Genomic DNA, 13,106 nt, shown 5'->3' with positions numbered 1-13,106 from the left:
ATCTGCAACCAAGAGTCTAGTCCACTCTCATAGCAAATACCGCCAACCGTCAGCACCATGATGTATTCTTGCCCGCATAAGCTCAGGCCATCTGGCAGCTTCGAGGTCCGTCATTCCAATGTCCCGCGTCAGCACCGCCGAAATCTCCCGGACTCAGCCCACGCTTGTGCTCGCAGTCACCGTCCTTATCCTCTACTTCGCACGCGATCTCCTCATTCCTCTCACCTTCGCACTGACCCTGTCATTCCTGTTAGCTCCCGCCGTCAGCCGTCTCGAACGCCGTCGAGTCCCTCGGGTTCTCGCCGTTGCACTGACCTGCATCGTGACTTTCATCGGCATCTTCAGCGTCGGTTATGTTGTCTCCCGCCAGCTTCTCAACGTAGCCAACGACCTTCCCGCCTATCGCCTCAACATCCAGCGCAAGATGGCCACCGTCCACTCTCCCGCCGAACAATCCCTCGAGAAAGCTTTCAACGCAGTCGAGGGCATCAGCGGCGACATCACCACAACCGCACCACCCTCCGGTCTCCAGCAACCCCCCACACAAGTTCAGCCCGTCCGCGTCATCGACCCCGACCGCTCCCAGCTTCAAGCCAACGCCGACCTCCTCATGCGCTTCCTCCGTCCCATCGGAACCGTCGGCGTGGTCATCGTCTTCTCCATCTACCTCCTCATGAAGCGCGAGGAGCTTCGTCACCGCATCCTCCTGCTCGCAGGCATGGGACGCATCAACCTCATGACCCAGGCCCTGCAAGAGGCCGCAACCCGCATCAGCCAATATCTCCTCTTCCAGTTAGCGGTCAACGCAGCCTACGGCATCCTCTTCGGCGGAGGCCTCTATCTCATCGGCGTACCCGACGCCACCCTCTGGGGAGCCCTCGCCGGAATCCTCCGCATCGTCCCCTACGTCGGCACCGCCACCAGCCTCGCCCTTCCCCTCATCGTCTCAGTCGCCATCTCCACCACCTGGTGGCCACCCATCCTCATCCTCTGCCTCTTCCTCGCGCTCGAACTCACCGCCACCAACTTCGTCGAACCCTGGCTCTACAGCACCCGCACCGGCATCTCCTCCCTCGCCCTCCTCGCCATGGCCATCTTCTGGGCGCTCCTCTGGGGATGGCCTGGCCTCATCCTCTCCACCCCACTCACCGTCTGCATCGTCGTTATAGGCCGTCACGTCCCGCAACTATCCTTCCTCCACACCCTGCTCGGCACCGACGCTGAACTCTCCGCCGAAGCCCTCTTCTACGAGCGCCTCCTCGCCATGGACCAGCACGAAGCCCGCGCCGTCGCCAATCGATTCCTCGAAGGCAAGCCCCTCGTCGAGCTATACGACTCCGTCCTCATCCCCGCTCTCGCCCTCGTCGAACAGGATCGCCACCAGGGCAATCTCGACGACAAGCGATCCGACTTCTTCTTCCTCACCATCGGCGAAATCGTCGCCGAACTCACCGACTACCATCAGAAGCAGCCAGCCGACATCTCTCCCGCAGCCCCAAAACGCATCTCACGCCAGATCGAAAACGACTTCGCCGTCGTCTGCATCTCCGTCAGCGATCAGGCCGACGAGCTCACCACCCTCATGCTCGGCCAGCTCATGGAGCGCGCCTCTCACCCCACCCTCCTCCTCTCCGCCGCCTCCGTCGCAGGCGAGATCCTCGACTCCCTCGCCGCCGAGCCCACCACTGTCGTCTTCATCTCGGCCCTCCCTCCCTTCGCCTTCTCCCAGGCCCGCGCCATCTGCCAGCGCGTCCGTTCCCACCTGCCCAACAACCGCATCATCGTCGGCCTCTGGAACTCCCCCAACGATCCCGACCAGACCCCCGAACAACTCATCGAGCGCTTCGGCAGCGGCAAACCCAACACCATCGTGACCTCCCTCGCCCAGGCCCTCCAGCAGGTCACGCACTGGCATCTCCAACAATCCGGTCAGTTCATGCGCTTCTAAACGCCACCCCGCTACCCAAAGAAAGTTCGAAACCAAGCATACTTTTAGGCATGAAAACAGCGCCACCATCCCTTGCCCAGCTAAAATTCTCGCCATGGAAGACAACAGCTCGACCTTTAGTTCTGTCCTGACGCTCGCGTTGGCCCATGCGCTCGATCATCTCTCCTCCGACGACCACCGCCCCGTGAACGCTCCCGCTTCCCTCACCACCCTGCGTCAAAAGCTCGACCTCCCTCTCAACGAAGCCTGCATCGCACCCAAGACAGTCCTCAACGACCTCGTCTCAGGCGTCGAAGGCGGCATCATCGATTCCGCCGGAGGCCGCTTCTACGGCTGGGTCATCGGCGGCTCACTTCCCGCCGCTCTCGCTGCCGACTGGCTCACCTCAGCCTGGGATCAAAACGCCGGCCTCTTCGCCTGCTCCCCCGCAGCAGCCGTCGTCGAAGAAACCGCAGGCCGATGGCTAAAGGAACTCCTTCGTCTCCCCCTCACCGCCAGCTTCGCCTTCGTCACCGGAGCCCAGATGGCACACACCACCTGCCTCGCAGCAGCCCGTCACGCTCTCCTCGCGCGCAACAACTGGGACGTCGAGCAGAACGGCCTCTCCGGCTCTCCCACCATCCGCATCCTCACCAGCACCGAAAAACACGGCACCGTCAACCGCGCCGTTCGCCTCCTCGGCCTCGGCGAAAAAAACATCACCACACTCCCCGCCGACGCCAATGGCCGCCTCTCCGAAGAATCACTCAAGCAAGCCCTCGAAGCCGAACCCACAACTCCCACCATCGTCATCCTTCAAGCCGGCGACCTCAACCTAGGCGCCTTCGACGACTTCTCCACCCTCATCCCGCTCGCGAAAAAACACAACGCCTGGGTTCACGTCGACGGAGCCTTCGGCCTCTGGGCCGCCGCAAGCCCGCGCTTCCGCCATCTCCTCGCGGGCGTCGAAGCCGCCGACTCATGGGTCGTCGACGGTCACAAATGGCTCAACGTCCCCTACGACTCCGGCTACGCCTTCGTGGCCGACCGAGCAGCCCACCGCGCCTCCTTCGCCTACTACGCCACCTATCTAACCCACGACGCCAGCAACGCCCGCGACCAGATGGACTGGAACCCAGAATTTTCTCGCCGCGCCCGAGGCTTCGCAACCTACGCCGCCATAAGGCAACTAGGAATCTCCGGTATAGCTGATCTCATCGACCGAACCTGCGCCCACGCCAACGCAATCGTCACCCGCATCGGCGCTCTCCCCAACGCCGAGATCCTCGGGACGCCTCAAATCAACCAGGGCCTGCTCCGCTTCCACTACCCCAGCGCCGAAGCCACCGAGCAGGATCACGACGCCTTCACCAATCGCGTCATCGCCGAGATCCTCGCCACCGGCGAAGCCTTCTTCACCGGCACCACCTGGCAAGGCCGCCGAGCCATGCGCGTCAGCGTCTGCAACTGGCAGACCTCCTCCACAGATGTGAATCGGGTCTGCCGCTGCGTCTCAAAAGTTCTCGAGAAAGTGTCCGCAAACGAGCGAACTAGTTAACCGAAGTCCGCTGCCGCTCCACGCCATCCAGAGCAACCCAAAGCGCCTTCGCCGCGCGCACACCAGCCGCCAGCACAGCCTCTTCATCTTCAGGCGCACCCGCAAGCTGCTTATCGATCAGTTCTCGCCATACACTCGCATGCGCAACATCGGCGGTCTGGTGCAAAGTAAAGTAACGCGCCGCCGCACCCTCGGTCCCATAGTGCTCCGCCAGCCCTTCAGCCTTGGTCGTCGCAATCGCCGGCACCTTCGACTCATACGCATACAACGCCGCCATCGCAGCCGAAGCCTTCTCCTCCTGCATCAGCTCACGAAACGTCGCCATCAGTGCCGTCATCTCAGGTTGCACCGCACGCCGTTCCACCTCACTGCGCGAAGCACCCATCCCCGCAGCAAAGTCCATCCAAAGATCGCTGTGCGCACGAGCCGTCGCCGCATCCACGCCCTCTTCCTCTGCAAGATTGCGCAAAACCTCACGCCGCATCTCCCCATCCGGCAGCCGCGAGTGCAGCGCGCTCAGATAAGTCGGAAACGCCGACACATGATGCCAGTACTCCGCCGCATACTCCCGCAGATCCTCGCGCGTAAGCTCACCCTTCGACCATGCCTGATAAAACGGGTGCTGCAACAGGTTGAACGGCGCAACGCGCTCCTCGAAACGGCTCCAAAACCCAGCATTGATCGACATAGACTTACTCCACCAGAAGATTTCCCGCGACGCGCAACCCGTTCGCGATGATCTATCGAGTGTACCTCTCTTTCGCGTGAAAGGACGCTCACCGGATCACACACGACTGAAACGCGTCGCCAAGACCGCCCGCCTAAGGTGCAATATTCGCGAAACGAACTGCCGCTCACACATTGCTGCTACGTGCTGACCAGTTCGAGTCGCCTACCATTTTTGTCGTGACGCGCTGTAGCAATCGCACTATCCTTTGTGCAGGCTATTTTCGCCGAGTATTCGCCTATGACAACAAGCGTTGAAGAGTTTTTCGATGAACCCCTCGAACAGTCCCGTGTGAAGGCACGCATCGTTTCCGATTACGTCATAACCTTCACTAGAATTTTAAGCGACTATCAAAGAAGAAGAGGCAAACCTCCTAAGGTGGACTACTTGGATCTATTTAGTGGTCCCGGTTCGTATGGCGATGGCACAGCTTCAACACCGCTGCTAGTTATAAGAGCGGCGATACACGATGCTAAATTGGCCCCCGCACTTCGGACTTATTTCAACGATAGAGATATTGAAAAAGCTGATTGCCTTCGTGAGGAATTTGCTAGGTTGGGAGGACTAGACAAACTATCCCATCGTCCCCTTGTTCTTAACGAAGAAGCTTCCATCGAATTTGTTGAAGGCCTTCATCTCGATCCAGCAACACCTAAGCTGTTCTTCCTCGACCCTTTCGGTTACAAAGCTCTGACGATGCCGCTCTTACGCTCTGTACTAGAGGGGTGGTCCGAGTGCATCTTCTTTTTCAACTATCGACGAGTCATTGCGGCACTCAATAACCCCGCATTTGGATCAAACGTCGAACGACTTTTTGGCTCTAAGACTCTAGCTTCGCTAAAGCTGGAGTTGACTCAGACAACGTCTCCCCTTGATCGTGAATTTCTCGTTCTTAAGCATCTAACTTCTGCTTTAGTCGAGGCCGGAGCTAAACACGTGATGAACTTCTCCTTCAAGGTTGAGGACGGACATAGATCAACGCACCACTTAATCTTTGTAACTCGAAATCGTAAAGGGTTCGAGGCAATGAAAACTATCATGGCGCGGGAAAGTTCGCGGATCACCGAGGACGGACCGAGTATGACGTTTACACAACAACCCGCCGAGCCAACGTTGTTTGATCGCGACCCACACGAAGTCTTAGGTGAAAACCTCATGAAGAGATTCCAATCGCGGACAATCTCTCTCGATAACATTTACGAAGAAATGGGCGCAGAGACGCTATTTACGCAACCCTACTTCAGACGTTCACTACTATTGCTTGAACAAAAACAAGAAATCGAAGTTGATCCACCAGCGACTTCCCGACCTTCACCGAACGGCAGACAGTCAATGAGTGGCAACACTATGATTACGTTTCCGGAAAGGACCACATGAGCCAAACGTCTGCTATCGAATGGACTGACGCTACTTGGAATCCAGTTCGCGGTTGCACAAAAATAAGTCCGGGTTGTAAACACTGCTATGCGGAAACCTTCGCGGAGCGTTTCCGCGGGGTTCGTAACCACCCATACGAGCGCGGCTTTGATCTCCGTACCGTTCCTGATAAGTTGTTTGAGCCGCTGCGTTGGAAGAAATCTCGCAAGATATTCGTGAACTCAATGAGTGATCTCTTCCATCCCGGCGTTCCTGATGAATATATCGTCCAAGTTGCACAGGTAATGATGGATGGTCACTGGCATCAATATCAGGTACTGACCAAGAGGTCGGACCGTCTGCGGACTCTTTTGAACTCGAAACTTCGGTTCGCTACCGAAGCCAGTCATATTTGGTGGGGCGTCAGTGTCGAGAATCAAAAACATGGCGTTCCCCGAATTGCAGATTTGCGGGCCACACCTGCATCCATCAAGTTTCTGTCCGTCGAACCGCTGTTGGAAGACCTGGGTGAGCTTGATCTCGCCGACATTGACTGGCTCATCGCGGGCGGTGAGAGCGGCAGAGGCGCTCGCCCTATGGAAGAAATGTGGGTACAGAAGCTCTTAGCGCAATGCCGTGAGCAGAAGGTGCGTTTCTTTTTCAAACAGTGGGGAGGGGTACAGAAAAAAGCCGCGGGTCGAATGCTCAACAATCGCACCTACGACGAACTGCCGATACTTCAGTAGTTGCGGGCCCATTTTCTTGAGCAGTTGGTGCCACATTCATCGCGCCGCATTTGCTCTCTACCGAAAGGCAGGAGTGAAGGCGAAGCCGCAACGAAGCGATATTGCCGTTGTCCGTTCTCGTAGAACTCTCCGCCGGTCATCTCAAGATATCTACCCGCAAAGCCGCTCCAGCATCTCCTCCACTGTCAGCCCCAGCCGGGTGCCCCATTCATCGCGCCGCACTCGCGCGATGAATGGGCTCCGCTCTGCCGAAGGCAGGAGTGAAGGCGAAGCCGTAACGACAAATATTGCCGTTGTTTGTTCTCCTCAAACCGTCCGCCGGTTATCTCAAGATACCTACCCGCAAAGCCGCTCTAGCAGCTCTCCCACCGTCAGCCCCAGCACCGGATGCACCCACTCCGGCGCGATTTCCTTCAGCGGCTCAAGCACAAAGCGACGCTCCTGCATTGCAGGATGCGGCAACGTCAGCTCCTCTGTCTCCATCACCACATCGCCCCACTCTCGATCGGCATAGAGCAACAGGTCGAGATCGATCACCCGAGGCCCCTTGACCACAGCGCTCGCCCGGTCCCGCCCCATCGCCCTCTCCACCGTAAGTAACTCGCGCAACAAAGCCGCCGGCTCCAAATCGGTCGCAACCAAAATCGCTCCATTCAAAAATTTGGGCTGCTCCAGATACCCCACCGGCTCCGTATCGTAAAACGAAGAGACCGCAGTCACCTCACCAAGCTCCCCAATCAACCGCACGGCCTCTTCCAGATTCGCCTGGCGATCTCCAAAGTCAGAATCGAGATTTGACCCCAACGCAATCGCCGCGACCGCCTTCATCCCCGCACCGCCAGAAGACAGTGCGTAGCAGCCACACAAATCACCACATCGTCACCACAATCCACCATCACCCAACCACGCATTATCACCACAGATTTACGAAACAGTCGCTGGCTGCAACTGCCCCAACATCCCAGCCGGTTCCGCAACTTCATCATACCCATGTGCCAGCTCCCACGCCGACCGGTCACGCATAAGTCTTTGCACAAGAGCAGTATGCATCGCATGTCCCGCCCGCTCGGCCACCACCCGGCCCTGAATCCTGCGCCCCGCCAACGCAAGATCCCCAATCAGATCCAACACCTTATGCCGAACGAACTCATCGTTGAACCTAAGCGGTCCATTTTCAACACCTTGCCGCGAAAGAATAATAGCGCTCTCGTCCGAAACCCCACGAATAAGCCCCATATCCCGCAACATCGCCTCATCTTCTTTGAACCCGAACGTCCGTGCCGGAGCAATTAATTTAACGTAATCCCCGGTCGCCAGATCACCCTTAAACGTCTCATAACCAATGGGTTGCGGAAAATCAATCGTATATTGAATGCGGTACCCGGTCCCCGGATAGACCCCAATAAACTTCGATCCCTCCCGAACCTCAACCTCTTTCAAAATCTTCAGGTACTCCCGCTTTCGCCTCTGCTGCTTAAGCCCCACAGAATGAAAGGCTTGCACATAGGGCAAAGCACTCCCATCGAGAATAGGAACCTCAAGGTTATCCACCTCAACGATCACGTTATCCACGCCAAAGCCGATAAGAGCAGAAAGCAGATGTTCGGTCGTTGAAATCAAAACACTCTGACGCATAAGGCTCGTCGCATAGCTCACCTTAGCGACGTTTCGCCCGATCGCAGCAATCTCAAAGTTGTCTAAGTCTGTGCGACGAAAGACGATACCGGATCCCGCGGGCGCCGGGATCAATCGCATCAGCACAGGCGCCCCGCTATGTAAGCCGACGCCACTGAACTCTATCTCCGAACGGATTGTCTGCTCAAAATGAGCTTCCAAAGCCACGAAACGGCGCCTCCGACAAAACCATCTGTGAGACTACAGTGGAAAACGATTGCGTTGCTGTGGCAAATAAGCCACATAATCCCCTTTGAAATGACTACTTTTTTCCTCAGGAAACCATCAAACTAACGCCTTTCATTGCTATAACATCCGTCCATGGATGCCACCGCGATCCTCAACGCCGCAGACCAGAATAAGGGGTGGCTTCAGGACACCCTCCGAGAACTCGTCCAGCAGGAGTCTCCAAGTGAAGACCGGGAGGCAGTTAACGCAGCCGTCGACTTGGTCGAACTTTGGTCCCGAAACATGGGTGGACGAGCCAGACGCCATAAACAGCGCCAATTCGGCGATGTTTTGGAGCTCCGCTTCGGTCCCCCGCGCTCCCCTCGCAAGCCCGTTGTACTCCTCGGCCATCTCGATACCGTCTGGCCACTAGGAACCCTCAAAACGATGCCTTGGCGTAAAGCTGAGGGACGGCTATGGGGACCCGGCGTCCTGGACATGAAAACCGGCGTAGTAATGGCTCTGACCGCCATCCAAACCCTGCAGCAGCTAAAGTTAGCTCGCCCAGTCATTCTCCTTCTAAATAGCGACGAAGAGGTAGGGAGCACGATTTCACGTCCCATCACAGAGAAACTAGCTCAAGAGTCTTCCGCGGTTCTGGTCCTAGAACCTGCCCAGGGCCTCGCCTACAAGACTTCTCGCAAGGGCGTAGGCCAATACAATGTTCAGGTTACAGGCGTAAGCGCACATAGTGGAGTCGACTTCGAGCGCGGCCATTCAGCGGTGCTCGAACTGGCAAAACTCATCCAAACAATCTCCGGATTCACCAATCTTGAGCGAAAACTGACGGTAAATTGTGGTGTTATCGCTGGTGGAACACGGTCCAATGTGGTCCCTTCGCAAGCCTCGACTGAGGTCGACGTCCGCATCGCCAAAGCCAGCGATGCTGCCTACGTCGACAAATTGTTTCGCAGCCTCAAAGTCTCCGACCCGCACTGCAAACTCACCATCACCGGCGGCATCAACCGCCCCCCCATGGAACGCAAACCCGGCACAGTCGCACTCTTCAAAAAAGCCAGGTCGCTCGCAGCACAACTCGGCTTCGCACTCGAAGAAGCCTCAACCGGCGGTGGCTCCGACGGCAACTTCACCGCCGCCCTCGGAATCCCCACGCTCGACGGCATGGGTGCAGTCGGAGACGGAGCCCATGCCGCTCACGAGTCCGTCGTCATCGAACACCTCGTCCCGCGCACAGCTCTCCTCGCGGCGATGATCGCCAGCATCGAGTGAACAGACCGTCTAAATCTTCTCCACGACAGGCCCACTCTCCGATTCAGCCAGCGCCAGCGCCGCAATCGTGCGAGCGATCGGCAGACCGACCACGTTGAAGTAGCATCCCTCGATCCGTGGAATCCATCGCGCCGCATAGCCCTGGATCGCGTACGCGCCCGCCTTATCAAGCGGCTCGCCACTGGCGATGTACCTCGCGATCTCCACGTCGGTGATCACATTAAACGTCACCTGGGTGATATCGAGATCCCGAACCGTCCTCTTCGCGCTGATCGCTGCAATTCCCGTCAGCACCGCATGAGTGCGCCCACTCAGCATCTCCAGCATGCGACGCGCATCGGCACTATCGACGGGCTTGCCCAGAATGTTGCCTTCGACCACGACGCAGGTATCAGCGCCAAGAACAACCAGCGGGTCATCGGCCGTATCTGAGTCCCGATGAGCGTTCCAGACCGCCTGGGCCTTCTCTTCAGCAAGCCGCTGAACATAAGGGGCGGCAGCTTCATTTGGCAAAAGATCTTCGTTAAGATTTGCGGCCTCAGCAGTAAACCTGAGACCAGCCTGCGTAAGAAGTTCGTGGCGACGTGGCGAAGCGGAAGCAAGGATGAGCATACCTTCTGAGAGTATCGGCACAACGGCCCATCCGCAAAATCTCCAGCCTGAAGCGAGAACTAAATCCCAACCGTCTCCACCGTGACCCGCGCCTGCATCGTGTGCGTCGCGCCCGGAGCAAGCGTGATCGCATCCGTCGCGGCATTGACCGTTTCAATCGCCACAAACTCATGCCACTCCGTAGGATCCATATCAGCCAGCTTCGCCGCTCCCTCTTCCCACGGATTCCACACGACTGTCGTGGTCGAACCGGTCTTTGCAACCGAGATGTGGCGCTTGCCCGCATGATCCTTCAGCACGCAGGTGGCAGTCGTATCCAGATACACGCGATCGGTCGGGCCTGTAACTGTAATGTCGCCGTGCTGCAGCTTCTTGTTGAAATTGTCGACCTTGTCGAGATAGCTCACACCGTCAAGACCGGAGATGGCAATCTCATGAATATCCGTAACCGCATAGTAGGTGTGCAGAGCTTCTTCAAAGACAAGTGGCGCACCACCATCATTGGCCACGGTCAGTTGCATCGTAAGCGTTCGCCCAATCGTGAGCTGATAGGCCAAACGGAACTGATCGAATCCCAGACTGCGGCTGAGCTCGTTAGGCCCCAGCGTAAACGTAAGGTGCAGATCCTCTCCGGCAAGCGCAGCGAAAGCAAGCGTCCAATCCTGAATCCTCGCGAAGCCATGCGACGGACCTGTCTTTCCGTCATGGCGGTTCGCAAACCACGGGAACGCAATCGGCACTCCGCCACGAATTGCCTTCCCCGGTTTCAATTCGGTCTTGCGGCTGGTAAAGATAACGGGCTTGTGTTCCGCAGGCTGCCACGCCGCCACATGGGCGCCCTGCAGATACACGGTCGCGGTGGCGTGTGGCGTTGTGACGTCAGCGCGAATAAGTCCGCTTGCCGTCGCTTGAAACGCAAGAACGCCCGGCAGCCCAAAGTGTTCGTTGAGTTGATTGATATCCATACTTTCCTCTTCATGAAGCTGGGTTCCAGCAACCTTAACAAAATCGCCGATAACAACTTAGATCTGCGAATAAGCCGTTGGGCTCATGACCAGATTCGAAATATTACTCACAATCTCTTCGGAGTTGTAACGCGCCGAACTCCTTAGCTTGATCCATTCAGGATCCGCACGAAACTTATCCCACTTCGCATTGAGGTCAGTCAGATCCGAAAAGCTCAGCATGTACGTAAGATTTGGCATCCGAGGGCCGATCAGTGTATCTCCATAGAAAACCTGAGCGAACCCGGCCCGTTGAAAGATCTCAAACTCGCCGTGATGAAACATCTCAACCTTGCGAACATGGCCCTGGCTGCTGGGGCTCTCGTAAGTGCGCAGCTGAAAGATTCTCTTGCTATGCTCAGCAGTCGCAGTCGGCGGAGTCAGCTTAGGCCATCCTTCAAAGGCAATATGCAGCGAACTATCGATTCGTTGAAACGCGGGGGCGGTCGCCGGTGCATTCCAGAACGGCTCTGCCGCTTTCATGAACTGCTCATCATGAGCAAGCTGTAACTCAGCAGAGACAAGTGTCTCGAGCTTCGAACACGGCAGCAAAAGATACAGTGTCGGCGTGTCAGGTCCTATGTCCAGGCGGAAAGCCCCGATAGGCGCAATCCCCATCCGATTCAGCGCAGGAATCAATGCATCCGATATGTAACTATCAGTGAGCTTAACCTGCGGCCCCGTCTGCAGGTGATATCTGCGAATCTCATAATATTCACGCGGCTTACCAGAGGAGGTCTGAGCCGACGACTGATTCGCAAGCGCGAGAGCAGACGTTGCAAGAGTAGCGGTTAAAAAATCACGTCTTTCCATCAAAGCCTCCCAGTTGACTGAAAATTCCGACACGGAGAATCCTACACAAAAAATACAGGCCGAAATATTAAGCTCCCGCCGAAGCCTGTCTTGCTATCTCTCAGAAGGACTATGCTGAGGCGGGCTCTTCATCAACTCAAGGAAGAGCTTGTTGAATCGCGGTAGATCGAGGTCCGTTTGCACATGGACAAGCTGCAGATCCAGTCGAGGCTTGTCGTCCTCAGTCCATGTGAGTGTGTCTCCATAAAACGGACCGCGGGTCAGGTCCACATCGACATACAGTTTCTCCTCCTTCGTGATAATCCCCGGATCGAGCCACGCAGCAGCCGCAAGCTCATCCCACAAGTAATAGAACTCGCCCGTGTAGTCTGCCAGATACTTCGCAGCAGGATTGGGTGAGCTGGCAATATCCTCAAGCATCGCCTTGGTAAAATCCGTCTTTATCGAGATGTCCACCGTAGTCAGATCGATGCGCGGCCAATGCGCTCGCAGCGTTATATGAGCAGCCTCAGGATCGAACCAGAAGTTGAACTCATGGCGCGGATCGTTGGCGAACTCAGGATCTCTCGTCTGCGGACTCAGACTGCCTCCCATAATCACAATGCCCTGTGTCAGCTCCGCGAAGTGCGGGTCGATCGAAATCGCAAGCGCAATGTTCGTCAGCGGCCCGGCAGCGTAGATCGTGACCTGATGCGGATGCGCGTGCACCTGACGAATAAGAAAGTGCGCCGCATCTTCGGCCAACGGTTTTATCGTGGGCTCACCTTCTTTCAGCTTCGGCAACACATAGGGGTCATGGTATGGTTGGGCGCTCGTCTTCGCTGCCAGATCTCCCCACGCCCCGTACCAGGGCAGGGTACCGTTCAACTGCCGCTGAATCTTCGTCTCCTCTTCCGTCCGTACCAGAGGAAAGATTGCCCCTGGCACTACGGGGACATCTGTGCGATGGATCAGCTCGAGCATGCGCAGCGTGTGCTGCACCTCCTCCGGCTCCCACGCGTTTCCACTCACCATCGTGATGCCCAGCACCTCCGCCTTCGGAGATTGCAGCAGCACCATCATCGCCATCTGATTGGAGCCGCCCGGACCAGATCCGTCCTGATCGATCAAGACCATCCGCCGAGCCTGGGCGCTTCCAAACTGTGAGATCAAGCCGCCAACGAGCACGATGAAAAACAGAGAAAGTTTTCGAGTCATGGTCAGCACAGATTACCAGCCATCAAAGGCTCGA

12 protein-coding genes are annotated in these 13,106 nt (G+C 57.0%); 5 read left to right on the top strand and 7 right to left on the bottom strand.

Going from position 1 to position 13,106, the window contains the following annotated elements; all coding sequences use genetic code 11:
* The first annotated feature begins 118 nt into the window (after nt 1–118).
* Entirely contained in the window at nt 119–1,948 is a 1,830-nt protein-coding gene (locus tag RBB76_RS10495; RefSeq protein ID WP_429632197.1) for an AI-2E family transporter, read from the top strand.
* Nucleotides 1,949–2,042: 94 nt separating this feature from the next.
* On the top strand, nt 2,043–3,485 hold the full coding sequence (locus tag RBB76_RS10490; RefSeq protein ID WP_429632195.1) for a pyridoxal phosphate-dependent decarboxylase family protein: 1,443 nt from the start codon (nt 2,043–2,045) through the stop codon (nt 3,483–3,485).
* Here RBB76_RS10490 and RBB76_RS10485 read toward each other — a convergent pair.
* Entirely contained in the window at nt 3,478–4,173 is a 696-nt protein-coding gene (locus tag RBB76_RS10485; RefSeq protein WP_429632194.1) for a CADD family putative folate metabolism protein, read from the bottom strand. The two genes, RBB76_RS10490 and RBB76_RS10485, sit on opposite strands and share 8 nt — an antisense overlap.
* Before the next feature lie 279 nt (nt 4,174–4,452).
* Between RBB76_RS10485 and tcmP the strand changes: the two genes are divergently transcribed.
* Together tcmP and RBB76_RS10475 are read left to right on the top strand one after the other, a co-directional pair.
* Nucleotides 4,453–5,589 (top strand): three-Cys-motif partner protein TcmP, encoded by a 1,137-nt coding sequence (gene tcmP, locus RBB76_RS10480; RefSeq protein WP_429632192.1) that lies wholly within the window; start codon nt 4,453–4,455, stop codon nt 5,587–5,589.
* Nucleotides 5,586–6,314 carry a DUF5131 family protein gene (locus RBB76_RS10475; RefSeq protein ID WP_429632190.1) on the top strand — a complete coding sequence of 243 codons (729 nt, stop codon included), beginning with the start codon at nt 5,586–5,588 and terminating at the stop codon, nt 6,312–6,314. Before tcmP ends, RBB76_RS10475 begins: the two co-directional genes overlap by 4 nt.
* 336 nt (nt 6,315–6,650) lie before the next feature.
* Here RBB76_RS10475 and folK read toward each other — a convergent pair whose 3' ends face one another.
* Nucleotides 6,651–7,142 (bottom strand): 2-amino-4-hydroxy-6-hydroxymethyldihydropteridine diphosphokinase, encoded by a 492-nt coding sequence (gene folK / locus RBB76_RS10470; RefSeq protein ID WP_429632189.1) that lies wholly within the window; start codon nt 7,140–7,142, stop codon nt 6,651–6,653.
* A gap of 96 nt (nt 7,143–7,238) precedes the next feature.
* The gene (gene lpxC / locus RBB76_RS10465; RefSeq protein ID WP_429632187.1) at nt 7,239–8,156 is read right to left on the bottom strand and encodes a UDP-3-O-acyl-N-acetylglucosamine deacetylase; all 918 of its coding nucleotides are present in this window, start codon (nt 8,154–8,156) and stop codon (nt 7,239–7,241) included.
* A 153-nt stretch (nt 8,157–8,309) separates the two neighbouring features.
* Between lpxC and RBB76_RS10460 the strand changes: the two genes are divergently transcribed.
* The gene (locus tag RBB76_RS10460; protein WP_429632185.1) at nt 8,310–9,446 is read left to right on the top strand and encodes a M20 family metallopeptidase; all 1,137 of its coding nucleotides are present in this window, start codon (nt 8,310–8,312) and stop codon (nt 9,444–9,446) included.
* A gap of 9 nt (nt 9,447–9,455) precedes the next feature.
* Here RBB76_RS10460 and RBB76_RS10455 read toward each other — a convergent pair whose 3' ends face one another.
* From RBB76_RS10455 to RBB76_RS10440, 4 genes are all read right to left on the bottom strand, one after another.
* Complete coding sequence (locus RBB76_RS10455) at nt 9,456–10,079, bottom strand: Maf family protein (protein WP_429632183.1); 624 nt, start codon at nt 10,077–10,079, stop codon at nt 9,456–9,458.
* 38 nt (nt 10,080–10,117) lie between these two features.
* On the bottom strand, nt 10,118–11,023 hold the full coding sequence (locus RBB76_RS10450; RefSeq protein WP_429632181.1) for a D-hexose-6-phosphate mutarotase: 906 nt from the start codon (nt 11,021–11,023) through the stop codon (nt 10,118–10,120).
* Nucleotides 11,024–11,080: 57 nt separating this feature from the next.
* Entirely contained in the window at nt 11,081–11,875 is a 795-nt protein-coding gene (locus tag RBB76_RS10445; protein WP_429632179.1) for an NIPSNAP family protein, read from the bottom strand.
* Between the two features lie 93 nt (nt 11,876–11,968).
* Complete coding sequence (locus RBB76_RS10440) at nt 11,969–13,072, bottom strand: nucleoside hydrolase (protein ID WP_429632177.1); 1,104 nt, start codon at nt 13,070–13,072, stop codon at nt 11,969–11,971.
* Between the last annotated feature and the right edge of the window lie 34 nt (nt 13,073–13,106).

This window comes from Tunturiibacter psychrotolerans, assembly GCF_051013365.1.
Lineage (GTDB): Bacteria > Acidobacteriota > Terriglobia > Terriglobales > Acidobacteriaceae > Edaphobacter > Edaphobacter psychrotolerans_A.
The sequence above is the reverse complement of the archived record's forward strand: the minus strand, read 5'-3'. Positions and strand labels throughout refer to the sequence as shown.